Raw genomic sequence first — 19,461 nt, forward strand, 5'->3', positions numbered from 1 at the left:
AAGCAGCCAAAGCAACGCTTGCTTTGGTTTTTTATATTTTCCTCTGCATTCCCCGCTGTTCCCTTCTCTCAAAACCCATTTTTGAGGAGGGATTTTTTTGATTTACCCCACAAGAGAAACTGCGTTGTCACTGAGCAAAAAATATCAATTGATTCCGCTTTGCAAAAGAGTGCTGGCTGATACCGAAACCCCCATCCGTTTGTATGCGCGGGTGAAGGATCAACCTTATTCCTTTTTGTTGGAAAGTGTCGAAGAGAGTGAGCACCGATCCCGGTATTCCTTTATCGGATATGACCCGTTTTTGACGGTAAAAGGAAAAGGGACCGAAATCACGACGACAAAGCGGAATGGCGAAAGCCAAAAAACAGTGACTCCTTCCCCGTTTGCTTTTTTACAATCCATGCTTGAACAGTATCAAACCCCGGTTTATAAAGATTTTCCCTCATTTCTGGGAGGGGCGGTCGGCTATACCGGTTACGATGCCATCCGGTTTAAGGAGCCGGACCGGAAGGTGACCAAAGGGACTTCTGACCAAAACGACCTTCATTACATGTTTGTGGACCGATTGCTGGTTTTTGACCATCTGAAAGAAGAAGTCATTTTTGTTTCCCACCTGAAGGTTTCCCCCGGGATGTCCAATCAGGAAATAAAAGAGGCCTATGATCAGGAGGCGGACCGGCTGGAGAAATGGTCATCGGAGTTTTTGAAGAAACCGGGCCCCGTTCCTTCATTATCTTTTGAAGAGAGGGAAGTTTCCGAACAGGATGTCAAAGCGGACGTCAGCAAAGACGAATTTATGCAAATGGTGAAGCAAACCAAGGAATACATTCAAAACGGCGAAGTTTTGCAAGTGGTTCTTGCCCGTTCGCTGACGGTTGATCCGGCACCTCCGTCTTTCGAAGTTTACCGGGCGTTAAGGGTTTTGAATCCTTCCCCTTACATGTATTATTTGAACTTTGGGGACGAAAAGGTTGTCGGGACTTCGCCGGAAGTGTTGGTGCGTGTCACCGGTTCCACCGCTGAAACTTGTCCCATTGCCGGAACCAGACCGCGCGGAAAAGACGAACTGGAAGACCAGGCATTGATGGAGGATTTGTTGCAAGACCAAAAAGAACGCGACGAACATGTGATGCTGGTAGATCTGGGACGGGAAGACATCGGGCGCGTTGCCAAAGTGGGGACGGTGAAAGTGCCGGATTATATGAAGATCGAAAAGTATTCCCACGTCATGCATCTGGTTTCCCGGATCCAAGGGGAACTGAAAGAAGGAAAGAAACCCATGGATGCTTTGCTCGCTTGTTTCCCGGCGGGGACCTTGTCCGGAGCGCCCAGGGTGCGGGCAATGGAAATCATCGCCGACCTGGAGGCGTCTCCCCGGGGCATTTACGGGGGAGCGCTCGGTTATTTCAGTTTCAGTGGGGATATGGACAAATGCATTACCATCCGGACCATTGTGTTCCGTGACGGAAAAGCACAGGTTCAATCCGGTGCGGGCATTGTCGCCGGTTCGGATCCGGAAAGGGAATATTTCGAGACCTGGCATAAAGCAAAGGGGATGCTCAAAGCATTGGCGATGGTCCGGCCGGAAAAGGCAGGGAGTTCGGTAGGATGAAGCCGTTTCTGAAAAAAGTGGTGGAAGGAGAACCTCTCAGCCGCAGTGAAGCAAAACAAGCGATGGAAGAGATGATCAACGGAAACGTGCCACAGACACAAATCGCAAGTTTTTTGACAGCGATGCGGATGAAAGGGGAAACGGTGGAAGAACTGATCGGTTTTGTCGAAGGCATCCATTCGCAAGCCATTCCCGTCCGGAACCCGTTTGAAGAAGCGGTGGATACTTGCGGAACCGGCGGGGACGGACAAAATACATTTAACATTTCAACAGCGGCATCCATCGTTGCATCTGCGGCGGGGGTGCCCGTCATCAAACACGGAAACCGCGCGGTATCCGGCAAAAGCGGGAGTGCCGATGCCTTGGAGGCCTTAAAGATGAATATCCGTTTGAATGCCGATGAAGCAGTAAAAATGCTTGAAAAGACAGGACTTTGCTTTTTATTCGCCCCTTTGTTCCATCCGGCGGTCAAAAAGGTGATGTCCATCCGGAAAGAGCTTGGGTTTCGCACCTGTTTCAATTTGATGGGGCCCCTGTTGAATCCGGCGCGGGTGAAAGTGCAATTGTTGGGCGTTTATGATGCCGGCTTAACCGGGAAGGTGGCGCATGTATTGAATCACTTGGGCGTCAAAAGAGCGCTGGTGGTGTCGGGGCTGGACGGCTTGGATGAGATGACGGTGACGGATGCGACCCGCATCAGTGAATTGGAGAACGGAGAGATGAAAACTTACGAGGTCACTCCGGAGTCCCTCGGAGTGAACCGTTGGCATGCAGCCAGTCTTCGGGGCGGAACCGCAGAAGAAAATGCCCGGATCATGAAAGAAGTTTTTGCGGGCAAGGAGGGGGCTCCTGCCGATATCGTCAGCATCAATGCCGGGGCGGTCCTCTATCTTGCGGGGAAAGCCGGATCATTGAAAGAAGGGACGGAGCAGGCGAAACGGATCATTCAATCGGGACGTGCCCGGGAGCAGCTGAGCAAAGTGGTTCATGCTTCGAAGGAGGTAACCTATGTTTCTTGAAAAAATCGCAAACACCAAAGCAAAAGAAATCAGAGCCCTTCACGATCAAATTTCCCCGCATGACTGCAAGCGTGCCAAACGCCTTCCGAACGGGTTGTCTTTAAAAGAGAAGCTTGCGGGGACGGAGGCCGCCGTTATTGCCGAAGTGAAATCCGCCTCTCCGTCCAAAGGGGTGATCTCGGAAAAGGTGGATCCGGTGAAGGTGGCCAAGGGATATGAGCTTGGCGGAGCGGCGGCCGTGTCGGTGTTGACGGATACCGTTTATTTTCACGGTAAACCGGAATATTTGACACAAGTGAAACAAAATGTCGGCTTGCCCGTGCTTCGCAAAGATTTCATCATCGATGAATTGCAAGTGTATGAAAGCAAACTGTTGGGAGCCGACATCATTTTACTCATTGCCGCTTTATTGGATGAAAAGCGCTTAAAACGGTTCACCCGGACGGCCCATGAGCTGGGGATGGAAGTTTTGGTTGAAATCCATGAAGAAGACGAAATTCCTCTGGCGCTTTCGTGCGATCCGGATGTGATCGGAATCAATAACCGGAATTTGCATACTTTTCAAACCGATATCTCCCATACTGAGAAGCTGAGACCGCTCATTCCCCCGGGACGCCCTGTGATCGGTGAGAGCGGCGTTCTCTCTTTGGAAGATGCAAAGCGGATTCACAAAGCCGGAGTGCAAGGATTGCTGGTCGGGGAATACCTGATGCGCCAGGAAAATCCGGAATGGGCCGTTCGTGATTTGCGAGAGGGTTTAAGCCGATGAAAAAGCCGTTTATTAAGTTTTGCGGTTTTCAAAGCGTTCGGGATGTGCAAAAGGTCAGCCGGTTGCCGGTGGATGCCGTGGGATTTATTTTGGTTCCCGGCCGGAGAAGGTCCGTGACCCGCAGCCGATTGCCGGAATTGATCCGGCATCTGTCTGCAGGGCAGGCGGCCATCGGGGTTTTACAAAATCCTTCTTGGGATGAAGTGAAAAGTTGGTTGGAAACCGCGTCCCTGTCCGGCATTCAATTGCATGGAGAAGAACCTGCAGGGTTGCTCCGGAAAATCAAATCGGCCCGGCCCGGCCTTCATCTTACCAAAGTGATTCATATGCAAGATGCTTGGCCGGAACCGGCGAGGCTAAAAGCGTATCAGCCGTGGGCCGATGCGATTTTGCTCGACACCGCCGCCGGAAACATCAAAGGCGGAACCGGAAAACCGTTTGATTGGCGTTTGGTCCCGGCCTGGAAAGAGGCGTGCAACAAGTTGAATCTGCCCTGTTGGGTTGCCGGTGGATTGGACGAAAACAATGTGGTGGAGTTGATCACCCGCTATCGTCCCGACGGAATTGACGTGTCCGGCGGAATAGAAATCAATCAACGCAAAGACGGCGTAAAAATGCGTCTTTTTTTGGAAAGGGTGAAAAGAGCTTATGCCGCTACTTCATAAAAAAGCCGCGTCTTGGAGATTCGGGGAATTCGGGGGACGTTACGTTCCCGAAACCACCATGAATGCCCTGATTGAACTGGAAGCCGGATTTGAAGAGGCAATGAAGGATCCTTCCTTTAAAGAAGAGTTAAACCATTGGTTGGAACATTATTCAGGACGCCCGACCGCATTGACTTATGCAAAAAGACTCACCGAATATGCCGGTGGGGCCAAAATTTATTTAAAAAGGGAGGATTTGAACCATACCGGTGCCCACAAGATCAACAACGCCTTGGGGCAGGCGCTTTTGGCCAAGCGGATGGGAAAAACCAAATTGATTGCCGAAACCGGAGCCGGTCAGCACGGAGTGGCCACGGCAACGGTTGCCGCACTTTTGGGCTTGGAATGCGAAGTGTTTATGGGAGAAGAAGATATCCAGCGGCAACAGTTGAATGTTTTTCGGATGGAACTTTTGGGGGCGAAAGTGCAACCGGTTTGTTCCGGTACCCGCACATTAAAGGATGCCACCAATGAAGCGCTCCGGCGTTGGGTGGCGGAGGTGGACCATGCCTTCTATCTGATCGGTTCGGCCGTGGGTCCCCATCCTTATCCGCTGATTGTCAAAACGTTCCAACGGGTGATCGGCGATGAGACCCGGATCCAAATATTAAACCGGGAAGGACGACTTCCGACGGATGTCGTGGCTTGTGTCGGGGGAGGAAGCAATGCGATCGGCATGTTTTCCGGGTTTCTGGATGAGGAAGAGGTGCGTCTTCACGGGGTGGAAGCCGCGGGAAAAGGATTGTCCACCGGATTGCATGCCGCTTCGCTCAGCAAAGGGGAAACCGGCGTCTTGCACGGCATGTACAGTTATTTCCTGCAGGATGAAAACGGCCAGGTGTTGCCGGCCCATTCCATTTCAGCCGGACTGGATTACCCCGGGGTCGGGCCCGAGCATGCGTACCTGCACAAGACCGGCTGGGTGCGCTATACGTCGGTGACCGACCAAGAAGCATTGGAAGCGGTGAAAATCCTTTGCCGGACGGAGGGGATTTTGCCTGCGTTGGAGTCGGCGCATGCCGTTTGGGAAGGGATCCGGTTGGCCAAACAACGGGATTTTCGGGATTTGATTGTGATTTGTTTATCAGGCCGCGGGGATAAGGATGTGGAAACGATCCGCCGGGCGTTAAGAGGTGAATCGTGATGAACCGTTTGCAACAAACCTTTGTTCAAAAAGAGAACCATTTCATTCCTTTCATCATGTGCGGCGATCCGGATATGGAAGTGTCGGAAAGCCTTATCCGGTTGCTGGAAGAGGAAGGGGCATCGGCCATTGAGTTGGGGGTTCCTTTTTCGGATCCGATGGCCGACGGTCCGGCCATTCAGGCCGCGGGGGAGCGTGCTTTGAAAAACCAGGTGACTTTGGACAAAGTGCTTCAATTGGGAAAAAAGATGCGAAAAAACGGCAGTGAAGTGCCTCTGATTTTGTTTACGTATGCCAATCCCGTGTACCGGTTTGGCATGGAAAAACTGGTGGATGAAGCAGCCGCTCACGGATTTGACGGGTTGATCGTCCCGGATTTGCCTTTTGAAGAAAGCGAAGAATTACGCCATTTGGGGAAAAAACGCGGTTTGTGCGTGATTCCCCTGGTGGCGCCGACATCCCAAGACCGGGTGAAAGAAATCGTTTCAGAAGCCCAAGGGTTTGTTTACTGCGTCTCTTCACTGGGAACGACCGGGATGCGGGATCAATTCGCCGGACACACCAGTCAGTTTCTGGATACGGTCCGGAAGTTCAGCCCGGTTCCCACGGCAGTGGGTTTTGGCATTTCCAACCGGGAACACGTCCGGCACTTTTTAAACCATGCCGATGCTGTTGTGGTCGGTAGTGCGTTGGTCAAGATAATCGAGGAACAATCGGACTTGTTGAAGGATCCGGGGAAAAGGGAAGACGGGTTGAAGAACATCAGGGTGTTTGTCAGACAGTTAAAATCGGAGTAAGATAGAAATAAAAAATTGAAAGGGAATGGGCATGAAACCAAAAGCAACCGTTCAAGGACTACCAGTCTATCAACCTGGCAAAACACTTGCAGAGGTAAAAGAGGAGTACGGGATCCACGATGTGGTCAAGTTGGCTTCGAATGAAAATCCTTTCGGCTGTTCCCCGAAGGTTTGGGAAGCTTTGGGAGAGATGAAAGGGGAGTTCCATCTCTATCCGGAAGGGAATGCTCCGAAACTGCGTGAAAAATTGGCGGAGTACTTGGAAACCGACCCGCTGCGTATCATCTTCGGAAACGGATCGGATGAATTGATTCAGATGATCGGCCGCACTTATCTGGAGCCGGGGACGGAATCGGTGATGGCTGATCTCACTTTCCCGCGATATGAAACCGCGGTGCGGATTGAAGGAGCCCGGCCGGTGAAGGTGCCTTTAAAAGACGGCGTGCATGACTTGGAAGCCATGTTGGAGGCGGTGACGGACCGGACCAGGGTGATCTGGATCTGCAATCCGAACAATCCGACCGGAACGATTGTGACCCGGCAAGAGCTGACATGGTTTTTGGACCGGCTGCCGGAACACGTCTTGGTGGTGTTGGACGAAGCGTATTATGAATATGTCACGGATCCGGATTACCCCGATTCCTTGTCTTTGCTGGATTATAATCCGCAACTCATTGTTTTGCGCACTTTCTCCAAAATCTTTGGTTTGGCCGCTTTCCGTGCCGGATACGGGATTGCCCATCCGGATGTGGTTCGCGAGTTAAACCGGGTCCGTGAACCTTTCAACCTGAACCGGCTTGCGCAAACTGCGGCACTGGCGGCGTTGGAGGATGAAACATTTATTTTTTATTGCCGGAACCAAAATCGGTTGGGAATCAAACAGATTACGGAAAAATTGGATGAATGGAACCTTCATTATTATCCGGCGCATGGAAACTTTATCTTGATGGATACCACCATGCCGGCCGGTGAGGTGTTTCAGGGATTGCTTCGTCAAGGGGTGATTGTCCGGTCCGGAGAGGCGCTGGGCTTCCCGACTTACATCCGTGTCACGGTTGGAAACAAAGAACAAAATGACCGGTTTTTAAAAGCGTTGGAGCAACTTTTGGAAATGAAAGGATAGAATCTCCCGATGCCTGAAAAAATTGCGATTCTGGGAATTGGATTAATCGGCGGATCATTGGCACTGGGATTGAAAGAACGGACCGATGCCGTGGTGGTCGGATATGACCGTTCGGAAAAAGACTTGCGGTATGCAATGGCGATTGGCGCCGTGGATGATTGGACCACTTCCCTCCCGCAGGCGGTCAGCAATGCCGACATAGTTGTCATCGCCTTGCCTGTGGGCCAAATCAAGCAAATGATTGAGACATTGGCCGAACTTCCCCTGAAGCCGTCATGCATTGTGACGGATGTGGGGAGCACCAAATCGGAGATCATGGAAGCAAGCCGCAAATTAAAAGAAAAAGGAATCGTGTTTATTGGCGGACACCCCATGGCCGGATCGCATCAGTCAGGCATTCAGGCGGCCCGGTCTTTGTTGTTTGAGAATGCTTACTATGTTTTGACACCGGATCCGGAGGCCTCCCTTTGGGAGGTGCAAAAGATCAGCCAGTTGTTGCACAAGGCGACCCGGGCCGAGCTGGTGATCATGAATGCAGCGCATCATGACCGGATTGTGGGGGCGATCAGCCATTTGCCCCATATCATCGCGGCCGGATTGGTGAATGTGGTCGGCAATTATAATGAAGAAAATGAATGGTTTCATCGCTTGGCGGCAGGCGGGTTTCGGGATTTGACCCGCATTGGTGCCAGTCACCCGGTCATGTGGCGGGATATTTTGCTTTCCAACAGGAACGCGCTGTTAAAGTTGATGGATGATTGGATTGAAAAAATGGAAGAAGTCCGCTCCGCCATTTCTGACGGGGAACAAGAGCAAATTGAAGTGTTTTTCAGCCGTTCCCGCCGGTTAAGGCAACAATTGCCGGATAAAAAGCGCCGGGGGATACTGGAACCGCGGTATGAATTGCATGTGGATGTGCCGGACCAGCCGGGGGTGATCGGAAAGATTGCCACCCTGTTGGGAGACGAAAACATCAATATCAGCAATTTGGAAGTGATGGAAAACCGGGAAGAGATTCCCGGCGTCTTAAAAATTGCCTTTAAAAAAGAAAAAGATTATCTGGCCGCCATCTCTGTCTTGCGCAGGGAAGGCTTGGAAGTATTCAGTGAGGACGAAAGCTGGGAGGAAAGCAAAGGATGATGGAAATATCGCAGTCGAAACCGTTTCAATTGACTTGCAAAGTACCCGGTGACAAATCGATTTCCCACCGCTCCATCATGCTGGGGGCATTGGCTGAAGGGGTGACCGAAGTCGAGGGCTTTCTGCCCGGAAAGGATTGTTTGGGGACCATGCAATGTTTTGAGCAGATGGGAGTGGAAATTGAACGATTGTCCCCCACATCCGTGCGGATTCACGGACGGGGGATTCACGGATTAAAAGAGCCGGTGGCCCCGCTGGATGTGGGAAACTCCGGCACGACCATCCGGTTGATGCTGGGAATATTGGCCGGAGCGCCGTTTTTTTCAACGGTGATCGGTGATGAATCCATCGGCCGCCGTCCCATGGACAGGGTGGTTCAACCGTTACGAAAAATGGGAGCACGCATTGAAGGGCGGGAAAACGGGCGTTACACCCCTCTCGCCATAAAAGGAGGCCGTTTGCAGGGGATCACCTATCACAGTCCGGTGGCCAGCGCCCAAGTGAAGTCTTGTCTCTTGCTAGCCGGTTTAAGCGCAGAAGGGGTCACCACGGTGGCGGAGCCCTCTCTATCCCGTGACCATACCGAACGCATGCTGCCGGCGTTTGGAGCCGCATTGACGGCGAAAGATCATGTGGTTTCCATAGAAGGTGGACAATCGTTGCAAGGAACCAAAGTCCGGGTGCCGGGGGATATTTCCTCTGCTGCGTTCCTGCTGGCCGCTGCCCTGATGGTGCCGGGCAGTCAGGTGACGGTGGAAGACGTCGGGTTAAACCCGACAAGGACCGGAATCCTGGATGCTTTTAAACAAATGGGAGCCGGAGTGGAAGTGGAAGAAACCGGAAGCTGGTGTAATGAACCCGTCGGCAGAGTGACGGTTCGCACGGGAGAGCTTCATGGAGTGACCATTGGCGGAGAGATGATTCCGCGCCTCATTGATGAAATTCCGGTTTTGGCCGTTGTTGCCACTCAAGCCAAAGGAACCACGGTCATCAAAGATGCCAAAGAATTAAAAGTGAAGGAATCAAACCGGATTGCCACCACAGTCAACGAACTGAAGAAGTTGGGGGCAAACATCGAAGAAACCGAAGACGGCATGGTGATCGAAGGACCCGTGACCCTGCGCGGCGGCATCACCACCAGCCACGGGGATCATCGAATCGGCATGTCGATGGCGGTTGCCGGATTGGGTTCAAAAGAAACCGTCAAGGTATTGGATGTGGAATCCATCGATGTATCTTTCCCCGGATTTTTCCGTTACATCCAAAAAATGCAAGTGAGTCAAATCTGAAAATTAAGAAATGTTGTTGACCTTGTCCACTTCTGACTTTATAATGGGAACTACAGTATGGTTTCTCTCCACTCCTATCCAATATGTACGTCCTGTGCAACCCGTCCGATCAAATCGGGCGGTTCTTTTTTTTTTCTTGTAAACATAAAAGTGGGATGAGGTGGTTTCATGCGGACAAGAGTCGGTCGTTTTAGCCTTGAATTTTTAATCGTGATCGGACTGGTCATGGCATTGAAAATCTGTTTTTTTCCTTTGTTGATTTCATTTTGGTTTCCAGCCCGGTTGGTGGCGGATCATTTGATGGAGTGGACCGTGCTAATTATTGGTGTCATGATGATGTTTATTTATTTGGGGTTGGGCTCTTCCGGAAAGCAAACCCATGGGTTGTCGCTGTGGCAGGCAACGGCGGTGTTTTCGGGGCTTCATCTTTTGTTTTTTATTCAAACGGTGTCCGTGATTGATCAATTTTATTTATATTGGAAAGATTTGATCGGGGATTTATTGGCCTTGTTTTTTCCAAAACAAACCATTCATGATTGGCATTTGGTCATCATCTATTTTATTCTTTTTCTGGCAGGCCGAGGGATTCAGGTGAAAGAGGAAAAAACGGAAGAACACCGCGACAACCGGAAATCATCCATCCCGTTAAATGAGAAGAATCTCTGAAAACCATGACGGCAAAGAGTCTATCTTTCTCCCGATTCGTCCAAAATAAAAATAACGAGTCTTCGAGGAGGAAGATGGACGGTGAACATGGCAGAATGGTTAACCTATGCGGACATTGAACAGCTGAAACGAATGAACCGGTACTACGGGTGTGAAAATCAAAATTCCAGTTCCAAATATGACCTGATCCGGTCGTTGTTGCAGCACATGAACAAAAAAAACCAGCTGGAGGAGCAAATTGCTTCCCTCGACAAATATGAATTCCGTTTTCTGCAATTGATCATGTTGGATCCGAGCCTTCAATACTCCATGGAAGAACTTCTGGCCAAAGGGAGGGCAGCCTTGGACGGAGAGAAAGGCGAGCCGCGCCGATTCATTGTGGAGTCGTTGAAAAGAGGGTGGATTTTTCCCGGCTATTCCCATCGTACGCAATCGCTGTATCATGTTCCTTCCGATTTGCGGAAAAAAGTGAGTGAGATTTTGCTCAAACCTTTCCGGTTGAAAGGAAGTTACCGGGAGGATCCACCGGCGGTTTATCGTGATGAACAAAACCAATTGCTTCACGACTTGGATCATTTCCTCCTGTTCTTAAAAAAGGAAATTGTCCGGTTGACCTTGGACGGGGCGATCTATAAAAATCAACAAAAGCAAATGTTTCAAACGTTTTATGTCCCGGAAGAGCCGGTTTCCAAAAAAGGCCCCCGGTTTGGATTCGGCCGTTGTTATCATCTGTATCCGGACCGTTTCTCACTATTGTATGATTATGCCTATTACAAAGGATATTTTATAGAGGATAAAGATGGATATTTGTGTTTAACGGAGAAAGGTTCGGGGAAATTAAATAATCAAGAGAAGCAACAGATTGACCACGGAAAAGAAATGGTCCGGTTTTGGATACGTCTTTACCGGCGGGTGGTTCCACAGTTGCCGATGGTCATTCGTTTGATCGCATTGTTGGCTTATCCGGGATGGATCCGGACGGTTACGGTTTATCAGGCAACGGAATCTTGGCTCAACCCTTTTTATTACGAAACAAAAGAAAGCGTTTTCCAAAAAGTGTTGAAAATGATGGTGCATCTCGGCGTGTTGAAGATCGGCAGGGAAGGAGAGGAGCAATATATTTCCCTTACACCATCCGGAGTCAAGTGGTTATACGGGATTTCGGCCTTCAGGGAGCGTGCGATCGAGGAAGGGTTCCTCCAAAGGACATGAGGCAGGAATCAATGTCCATGGCGCCGAAAACATGTTGTATCCGGAAACGGTTTGTTTCCGGATTGCAGCCGGAATAGAATGAATTTTCCAAACGACGCAAGAGTGGGGGAAATATGAAAAGCAACGTGTCTGTGGCAGAGAAAAAATCGTTCATTCATTGGTTCCTGGAAAATTACGATTTGCAGAAAAAAGAAGCGGCATGGTTACTCGGTTATTTGCATTCCAATGACCGGTTGCTTGAAAAAGTCCGTTTTGTGGATCATGTCCGCAACCTGCCCAAATCCATGATTATCTCATCCTGTTGCAGTAAAATGGTCCCGTTTCGTTTTACGAAAAACAAACGGGTGTATACGGATGTGGAGACGGCTTTTGACGATATCCGGGCGTATCCCCATGAAGAGCTATATATCGGTTTGTATTTTAAAAAGCGTTTCTCGTGTTCCAAATTTACCGCGGTATTGGAGGTTTATTCCATGGAGAAACATGACTTGGTGCAAGACCATTTGCTGAGTCTGTTTGCGGAGATGCTTCTGGATCAGGCGGTAAAGGATTTTGAAAAAAAACGTTTGTACGAACAAATTGATGATGCTTTGGCCAAGCGAGATGTTGAAACATTTTTACAACTTAGCAAACAATGGAAGGAAATACTGGAGTCCAAATGATATATTCGTTATAATGCTCAGCAGAAGCTGGGCATTTTTTTTGGAAAGAAGGTTACAAAATGCGACTGGATCAAATCAATCAGGACGGTTGGAAAGAGGTGGCGGCCTTTGTGGACACCTTGTGCCTGCCGGTTGCCTCTGTCCGGATCAAGGAAAAAGAATTGGATATTAAAAACGGGAAAATGGTCCAATATTTTGCCGAAGAACTGGAAAAAACTTTAACAGGGCGGTTGTTGCTCTTGCCGTCCGTTTCATATACGGGACAAAACCCGGAGGTTTTTAAATCGTATTTTCATGAAATAATAAAAGATATCAGGCAATCTGGTTTTAACTATTTTGTCATCGTTTACGACGGGAGATTGAAAGCGTTGGTGGAGGAGAGTTACGGGGAAAATGAGCAAAACTTGTTGTTCCATGCCATGGAACTTTCACCGGAAGCCACCCAATCAGAAATGGAGGAAGAAACCCGGAAACTTTATGAAAAAGTGTTGGAACTCTGGCAACATCAATCTTAATGTTCAAGATTTTTGGGAACATTGTCCTTGAAAGTCTGAACCCTTCCTTGACTTTTATGGAAAGCTTTCGCTATCATGTATATGTCCTAGTAAAAGATGAAAGTGTCCTAGCATAGATTCCGGTCCGAGTGGACGGTAAGCCGGATAGAAGGAGGTCGGACAAAACGTGAGTAAGAAAGTTTCCCGCCGGCAATTTTTAACGTACACATTAGGTGGGACCGGTGCTTTCCTTGCTTCGGGAGTCCTTTTCCCGATGGTTCGGTTTGTTGCTGATCCGTTACTCAGAAAAGGAGAAGGCGGCGAATTCCACGACGTTGGTTTGAGCGTGGATGAAATTACCGATACACCAAAGGAAGTACGTTTTACGGTTCACCGTAAAGACGGCTGGTACAACCCGCCTAAAGGGGAACAGATGACTGCTTGGGTGCTGAAGTTAAACGGTGAATTTGTGGCTTTGTCCCCTGTTTGCAAGCATTTGGGATGTACCGTAAACTGGAACAGCAACCCGCAGTTTAAAAACCAGTTCTTCTGTCCCTGCCACTTTGGCCGGTACACGAAGGATGGGACCAACGTCCCGGGTACCCCCCCATCAGCACCTCTTGATCGCTATGAAACGAAAGTGCAAGATGGAAAGTTATTGATTGGACCGCTAATCAAGAAGTAAATGGTTGCTGAAACGGAGGTGTAGCAAGTGCTGCGCGCCATTTATGATTGGGTGGATGAGCGGTTGGACATTACGCCGTTGTGGCGCGATGTTGCGGACCATGAGGTGCCGGAACACGTGAACCCGGCTCACCACTTTTCTGCTTTTATTTATTGCTTTGGTGGATTGACTTTTTTTGTCGTCGTTATTCAAATCCTATCCGGCATGTTTTTGGCAATGAGTTATGTTCCGGATATTGAAAACGCTCACCGGAGCGTGGATTATCTGCAAAATGAGGTTGCAATGGGTGTCATTGTGCGGGGCATGCATCACTGGGGTGCCAGCGTGGCGATCGTCATGCTTTTTTTACATACCCTGCGCGTGTTTTTCACAGGATCTTACAAACATCCGCGTGAATTTAACTGGATTATCGGAATGTTGATCTTTTTTGTCATGTTGGGCCTTGGATTTACAGGTTATTTGTTGCCGTGGGACAACAAAGCGTATTTTGCCACCAAAGTAGGGGTTGAAATCGCGGCTTCTGTGCCGGTGATCGGGCCTTACATCGCAACATTCCTGCAAGGGGGAGACATCGTAGGTGCTCAGACTCTTGCACGTTTTTATGCTCTGCATGTGTTCTTCCTCCCGGCTGCATTGCTTGCGCTGTTGGGTGCACACTTTATCCTGATTCGTCGTCAGGGCATATCCGGACCTCTATAAGGTCTGCGCGTGAGGAGGGATCCACTTTGGCACATAATCAAGAAGGAAACGACAAACAAGTCCACTATGTGGGAGACTCACGCGTTCGTGCTGACCGTCCGAAGTTATATCCGAAGGACTACGCTGAGTTTCCAGGAAAAACGGAAGCTTTTTTTCCGGACTTCCTTTTAAAAGAGTGGATGGTTGCAGTTGTCTTTTTGGTGGGTTTCATGACCTTGGTCATGTCGGAAGAACCCCCGCTCGGTGAGCTTGCCGACCCGACCAACACCAGCTTTTTGCCTGTTCCTGACTGGTACTTCTTGTTTTTGTACCAATTGCTGAAGTACAAATGGGCAGCTGGGAAATTTGTGGTTGTGGGTACCGTGATCTTGCCGGGGATCGCTTTTACGGCATTGATGCTTGCCCCGTGGCTGGATCGCAGCAAGGATCGCCGCCCTTTGAAACGTCCGGTGGCCACAGGGATTATGGTGACGACCTTGATTGCGATTTCGGCATTAACATGGGCAGCGGAATACGAGCATGAACAGCAATTGGAGTCTGCACCCGGCGAAGCACCGGAAAATACGGAAGTCGTGGCAAAAGACTCTCAAGGGTATCAAATTTATTCTGAAAATGCTTGTATCAAATGCCATGGCGAGAACCTGGAAGGGAAAAACGGACCGAGCTTGCTGGGCGTTGGAAACAAATTATCAGCTGATCAAATCACCAAAATTGTTGAAGAAGGCCGGGGGGCAATGCCTGCCGGAATGTTCCAAGGAAGCCCTGCAGAGGAAAAAGTACTGGTTGAATGGTTGACAAAACAGACGCAAAAATAAGATGAAAAAACCTGGTTGCCAAAGCAACCAGGTTTTTGTTTCAAAGGAGGAATATCAATGAGCATTGCTGTCCTCAAACAGAAGTGGTTGTGGATCATGGAACAACGGTTTTTTTTGCAGGTTTTGTTTGTGATCAATTTGCTGGGATCCATTTACGGATTTTATTGGTACAAAAATCAACTCCTTTGGACAGAGCCGAAATACCTGAATATTTTTGTTCCCGACAGTCCCACTGCCAGTACTTTTTTCTGCCTGGTCCTGCTCTCTTATCTTTGCCATCGCAGAAGCCCGCTTTTGGAGGCATTCGCTTCCATCACTTTGGTGAAATACGGCATATGGGCCGTGGTGATGATCATTTTGGGAGGAATGTTGGATTCGCGTCCTTTTATGGAGGCGTTGACCTGGCAACATTGGATGTTGATCGGCTCTCATCTGGGAATGGCTTTGCAGGCTGTTTTGTATGCTCCTTTTTATACATATGGGGTCCGGGAAATTTTGATTGTCGGTGGGTGGACTTTGCTCAATGATGCTCTGGACTACGGACTCGATATCCATCCGTGGCTGGCGCCCCCGTTGGAGCCTTATGACCATTTGGTCGGTTATTTTACGATGCTGTTAAGCTTGACGACATTGCTTTTCTTTGCAACCTTGTCCATGTTGAACAGTTCTCACCGAAAATGGAATTATGATCTTTGGTTTTCAGCCGGGAAATGATACCGGCTTTTTTTGTTTGGTGGACATAACCGGATGAGATGGCAAATAAACTTGTACTATCGGTGGTGAACGGGAGGGAGTGGTTTTGAGATGGATCATCTGGACTTTGTTGATGGTGTTATGGATCGTCCCGATTGAAAGAGTACAAGCCAATGAAGGCTTTTTTGATGAAAGCCAATCCTGGTCCGGGTTGGCCAATGAAGTGATGAAAAGCATTGAGGAGAAAGATTATTTATCAGCAAGGGAAAAACTGACCGCCTTGTCTCAAAAGTTCTCCAAATCCAATTGGGTGGACAAACAATTAACGGTGCCCGCGATTCATATGTTATCGGGGGTGATCATGGATGTGGAGCGGAATCTGAACCAAATCCGGCCCAATCATGCCGAAATTCACCGTTCCGCGCTTCGCATGCAAATGGCTTTTGATGCTGTGTCTCATCCCCATCAGCCGATGTGGCATCAGTATTACGGCGAGTTCAAGCGGGATATCGGGCAGATCAAGAATGAAATCAAAGCGAAAAATGAAAAAGGTTACAAGCAACAAATTGATCAGTTTTATGAGCATTACCAATTGATCCGTCCGGCGGTCATGATCAGTAAAAGCGAAACAACAGTACAAAAACTGGACTCATTGATGACATGGATCCGGAAGACCAATGATTGGGCCGAACGCCAGCGGGGAATCCGGCAATGGGAAAGGCTTTTGGACCCGTTATTTTTCGGTTCCGAAAAAGATGTCTTGTCCATGGTGTCCCCTTGGGATGAAAAAGAAGTGTTATTAAAAATCGGAGGATGGATCTCCGGGTTGATTGCCGGTGTCCTGGCTTATGTCAGTTGGCGGAGATATCCGCGCACTCAAAAGGTGACGGACTAAAACGTGTTTAAAATCAATGTGCTTTCAATTACAGATATTTTATCAATGAGATCAAAGAAGAAGCTTAAGATTGTCTTAAGCTTCTTGGCTTTTTGATACATAAAAAGTTTCCGGTCGATATTTCTGTCTTGGATTGCCATACTGACAGTTATGACTTTCGGTTTGATGGGAAAACAGGGTATGGAAAAGTGTTTTTTTAGGAGATGGCAAAAAGTTATGATACCGAGGAGAGAATAGAGTTAGCGAAAGTGATCGTCAAGTAGGTAAGGAGAGAAAAACGCCAGCGAGAAAAAATCGGGAGCAGGTCAGTACTTTACCCCTCGCCCGCTGGTCAATGTAATGGTCAAACTGATCGATCCCCAGCCGATGGAGCGTTGCAATGACCCTGCAGCAGGAACTTTTGGCTTTATGATCGCTGCTGCCCAACATGTGGAGAAAATTAAAGACACGTTTGAAATGACTCAGCAGGAAGCGGAATTTTTCATCAACGAGCAGTTCAGCGGTTGTGAACTGGTGTTGGATACCCACCGGCTGGCTTTGATGAACGCCATGTTGCACGGCCTGAAAAGCAATATTTTACTGGGGGACTCCCTTTCCAACTTGGGAAAAGAAATGATGAACATGGATGTGATCCTGTCCAATCCGCCGTTCGGAACCAAAAAAGGGGGGGAACGCCCCACCCGGGATGACATGACCTACCCTACGAAAAACAAACAGCTCAACTTTTTGCAACATATTTACCGGGCCTTAAAACCCAATGGCAAAGCCCGTGCAGCTGTCGTCTTACCCGATAATGTTCTCTTCCAGGACGGTGATGGCCGCAAAGTGCGGGCCGATTTGATGGACAAATGCAACCTGCACACCATTTTGCGTCTGCCTACGGGGATTTTCTATGCTCAGGGTGTTAAAACCAACGTTCTCTTTTTTACCCGGGGTGTGACTGATCACGGGAACACGAAAGAAGTCTGGTTCTACGACTTGCGCACCAACATGCCCAGCTTCGGCAAACGCAACCCGCTCACCGAAGAGCATTTTGCAGATTTTATTGAAGCATACACCGCCGAAGACCGCCATCAAGTGGACGACCCACGCTGGTCCTGCTATACCCGTGAAGAAATCGCCGCCAAAGGAGATACGCTGGACTTAGGCTTAATCGCAGACAAATCTCTTTCCGACTATGAGAATCTGCCCGATCCCATTGAATCTGCCGAAGAAGCCATCGCCAAGCTGGAACAGGCCATCGCGCTTTTAAATGAAGTCGTTCACGAATTGAAAGTGACCGAGGGGGGATGCAAGTGAGTAAGAAGCAGGGGAAAAAGGGAAAGACGTTAGAGGAGTTGCTGGAGGAAGCGTTGGTGCCAGAGGAGGAGCAGCCTTACCCGGTGCCGGATAATTGGGTGTGGGTGAGATTGAAATCCTTAAACGACAATAAACTAAGTCAAAAAAGTATTGAACCAAGTAAATACGCTGATGAGATTTTTAAATCAAAGGATGTTATCGAATATCCTATTCCCCTCCCACCCCTTCCGGAACAAAAAAGAATTGTCCAACGTGTTGAATCCCTGTTGGACAAAATCAATGAAGCCAAGCAGTTAATTGAAGAAGCGAAAGAAACCTTTGCCAATCGGCGGGCTGCTATCCTTGCAAAAGCCTTTCGCGGAGAATTGACCAAGAAATGGCGTGAAGAAAATCCGGATGTCGAACCAGCAGATATACTGTTAGAACGGATTCGCGAAGAAAGAGAAAAATTGGGAACAAATAAAAAAGGCAAGAAGAGAGATAAGGAACTCCCGCTAATTGATCCACCGTATGAATTGCCAGAGAATTGGGTGTGGGTGAGGTTGGATAAAGTTGTTAGTTTTATTGGGGGAGGTACACCATCAAAGAATGAACAAAGGTTTTGGAATGGAAATATTCCTTGGGCAACTGTTAAAGATATAAAAAATATTTATCTAAGTAAAACATTTGATTCTATAACAAAAGATGGATTAGATAATAGCACATCTTCAGTTGCTAATCCAGGTGAAGTATTACTCGTCACGAGAATGTCCCCAGGAAAGAGTACCATTACGCAGATACAAACAGCTATAAATCAAGATTTGAAGATAGTAAGGCCAAAAATAGAGATTTTGCCTTTCTTCTTATGGATGTATTTTACTTTAAACATGTCATTAATTGAGTCTTTGTCAACAGGTTCAACTGTAAAAGGGATACAAGTTGCTAAATTAAATAAATTACCATTTCCTTTACCACCTCTCCCAGAACAAAAAGAAATTGTCCGACGAGTCGAATCCCTGTTGGACAAAAAACATGAAGCCAAGCAGTTGATTGGTTTAGAAGAGAAATTAAATCAGTTAAAACAATCAATTCTTCTTAAAGCCTTTCGTGGCGAACTTGGCACAAATAACCCTGGAGAGGAAAGTGCTATTGAGCTCCTGAAAGAAACGCTGCTGAAACAAATTAAACCAACTACCAAAAATCAAGAAAAAAATGTCCAACAAGAACTTGAATTTAACTGATCATATAATTCTTTCCGTAAAGCTGGGAACTTCCCAGCTTTTTTATCAATAAAGGCAAGTGACGAAGTAGAGGTAGAAGCGGATTGCTCCCACCTGCTAACCTCGAGAGGGGTATGGATTGGAAAAGGAAAGATGGGGTATTATTAATATTCAAGGTCAATTAAAAGATTAACAATAATAAAATAAAATCCAGTTTCCAAAGAGTTATTTTGGACTACTGGGGTTGTAAGAGAATTAAATTATTAATAATTTTAGAAATTTCAAAGGTAATCGAAATCGATTGAGTAAATCAAAGAGCTGCCTTCCAACCGGGCAGCTCTTTTGATTTAGGGAATGGAATCATGGTTTTGGGCGCTTCTTATTTTTATTCGTAGAAAGCAATCAGTTTTTGTCAAAAACAAATGTCAAGATCATGGGATTTAGTGACGCGGGCAAAGAAAATGATCAAACCCGTTAATTATAATGTAAACAAGTTTGCAACACAAACAAACCATTCCAAACACCGACAAACAGGAGTGCATGGG

The 19,461-nt window shown here is 48.1% G+C and carries 19 protein-coding genes and 1 pseudogene; all 20 read left to right on the plus strand.

Going from position 1 to position 19,461, the window contains the following annotated elements; translation table 11 throughout:
- Positions 1-97 precede the first annotated feature (97 nt).
- On the plus strand, positions 98-1,612 hold the full coding sequence (gene trpE, locus I8U23_RS01420; RefSeq protein WP_049719996.1) for an anthranilate synthase component I: 1,515 nt from the start codon (positions 98-100) through the stop codon (positions 1,610-1,612).
- A complete protein-coding gene (gene trpD / locus I8U23_RS01425; RefSeq protein WP_198050627.1) occupies positions 1,609-2,631 on the plus strand; it encodes an anthranilate phosphoribosyltransferase in 1,023 nt (340 codons plus the stop codon). The genes trpE and trpD overlap by 4 nt, the downstream gene beginning before the upstream one ends.
- The gene (gene trpC / locus I8U23_RS01430; protein WP_037995254.1) at positions 2,621-3,400 is read left to right on the plus strand and encodes an indole-3-glycerol phosphate synthase TrpC; all 780 of its coding nucleotides are present in this window, start codon (positions 2,621-2,623) and stop codon (positions 3,398-3,400) included. Before trpD ends, trpC begins: the two co-directional genes overlap by 11 nt.
- Positions 3,397-4,065 (plus strand): phosphoribosylanthranilate isomerase, encoded by a 669-nt coding sequence (locus I8U23_RS01435; protein ID WP_198050628.1) that lies wholly within the window; start codon positions 3,397-3,399, stop codon positions 4,063-4,065. The genes trpC and I8U23_RS01435 overlap by 4 nt, the downstream gene beginning before the upstream one ends.
- A complete protein-coding gene (gene trpB, locus I8U23_RS01440; RefSeq protein ID WP_198050629.1) occupies positions 4,049-5,248 on the plus strand; it encodes a tryptophan synthase subunit beta in 1,200 nt (399 codons plus the stop codon). The genes I8U23_RS01435 and trpB overlap by 17 nt, the downstream gene beginning before the upstream one ends.
- Complete coding sequence (gene trpA / locus I8U23_RS01445) at positions 5,248-6,045, plus strand: tryptophan synthase subunit alpha (protein WP_049720000.1); 798 nt, start codon at positions 5,248-5,250, stop codon at positions 6,043-6,045. Before trpB ends, trpA begins: the two co-directional genes overlap by 1 nt.
- 31 nt (positions 6,046-6,076) lie before the next feature.
- Positions 6,077-7,168: a histidinol-phosphate transaminase gene (hisC, locus tag I8U23_RS01450; protein ID WP_037995245.1), complete on the plus strand. Its 1,092-nt coding sequence runs from the start codon at positions 6,077-6,079 to the stop codon at positions 7,166-7,168.
- A 9-nt stretch (positions 7,169-7,177) separates the two neighbouring features.
- Positions 7,178-8,308, plus strand: a complete 1,131-nt coding sequence (locus tag I8U23_RS01455) for a prephenate dehydrogenase (RefSeq protein ID WP_198050630.1) — start codon at positions 7,178-7,180, stop codon at positions 8,306-8,308.
- Complete coding sequence (gene aroA, locus I8U23_RS01460) at positions 8,305-9,597, plus strand: 3-phosphoshikimate 1-carboxyvinyltransferase (RefSeq protein ID WP_049720002.1); 1,293 nt, start codon at positions 8,305-8,307, stop codon at positions 9,595-9,597. Before I8U23_RS01455 ends, aroA begins: the two co-directional genes overlap by 4 nt.
- 168 nt (positions 9,598-9,765) lie before the next feature.
- Positions 9,766-10,263 (plus strand): hypothetical protein, encoded by a 498-nt coding sequence (locus I8U23_RS01465; RefSeq protein ID WP_049720003.1) that lies wholly within the window; start codon positions 9,766-9,768, stop codon positions 10,261-10,263.
- 81 nt (positions 10,264-10,344) lie between these two features.
- Positions 10,345-11,475, plus strand: coding sequence for a hypothetical protein (locus I8U23_RS01470; protein ID WP_049720004.1), 1,131 nt, complete (start codon positions 10,345-10,347; stop codon positions 11,473-11,475).
- 113 nt (positions 11,476-11,588) lie between these two features.
- A complete protein-coding gene (locus I8U23_RS01475) occupies positions 11,589-12,137 on the plus strand; it encodes a YpiB family protein (RefSeq protein ID WP_049720005.1) in 549 nt (182 codons plus the stop codon).
- 59 nt (positions 12,138-12,196) lie between these two features.
- Positions 12,197-12,652, plus strand: coding sequence for a DUF2487 family protein (locus I8U23_RS01480; RefSeq protein WP_049720006.1), 456 nt, complete (start codon positions 12,197-12,199; stop codon positions 12,650-12,652).
- 166 nt (positions 12,653-12,818) lie between these two features.
- Positions 12,819-13,316, plus strand: a complete 498-nt coding sequence (locus tag I8U23_RS01485) for a Rieske (2Fe-2S) protein (protein ID WP_037995233.1) — start codon at positions 12,819-12,821, stop codon at positions 13,314-13,316.
- Between the two features lie 27 nt (positions 13,317-13,343).
- The gene (qcrB, locus tag I8U23_RS01490; protein WP_037995230.1) at positions 13,344-14,015 is read left to right on the plus strand and encodes a menaquinol-cytochrome c reductase cytochrome b subunit; all 672 of its coding nucleotides are present in this window, start codon (positions 13,344-13,346) and stop codon (positions 14,013-14,015) included.
- 26 nt (positions 14,016-14,041) lie between these two features.
- Complete coding sequence (locus I8U23_RS01495) at positions 14,042-14,830, plus strand: menaquinol-cytochrome c reductase cytochrome b/c subunit (protein WP_037995228.1); 789 nt, start codon at positions 14,042-14,044, stop codon at positions 14,828-14,830.
- A 57-nt stretch (positions 14,831-14,887) separates the two neighbouring features.
- Positions 14,888-15,544, plus strand: coding sequence for a DUF1405 domain-containing protein (locus tag I8U23_RS01500; protein ID WP_181729117.1), 657 nt, complete (start codon positions 14,888-14,890; stop codon positions 15,542-15,544).
- Between the two features lie 85 nt (positions 15,545-15,629).
- A complete protein-coding gene (locus tag I8U23_RS01505; RefSeq protein WP_049720007.1) occupies positions 15,630-16,418 on the plus strand; it encodes a sporulation protein YpjB in 789 nt (262 codons plus the stop codon).
- A gap of 270 nt (positions 16,419-16,688) precedes the next feature.
- Positions 16,689-17,717: pseudogene (locus I8U23_RS01510) on the plus strand (HsdM family class I SAM-dependent methyltransferase); the annotation flags it as partial.
- Positions 17,714-18,937, plus strand: a complete 1,224-nt coding sequence (locus tag I8U23_RS01515) for a restriction endonuclease subunit S (protein ID WP_049720008.1) — start codon at positions 17,714-17,716, stop codon at positions 18,935-18,937. The pseudogene I8U23_RS01510 and the gene I8U23_RS01515, both read left to right, overlap by 4 nt.
- The last annotated feature ends 524 nt before the right edge of the window (positions 18,938-19,461 follow it).

The organism is Thermoactinomyces sp. CICC 10735 (assembly GCF_016055175.1).
GTDB lineage: Bacteria > Bacillota > Bacilli > Thermoactinomycetales > Thermoactinomycetaceae > Thermoactinomyces > Thermoactinomyces vulgaris.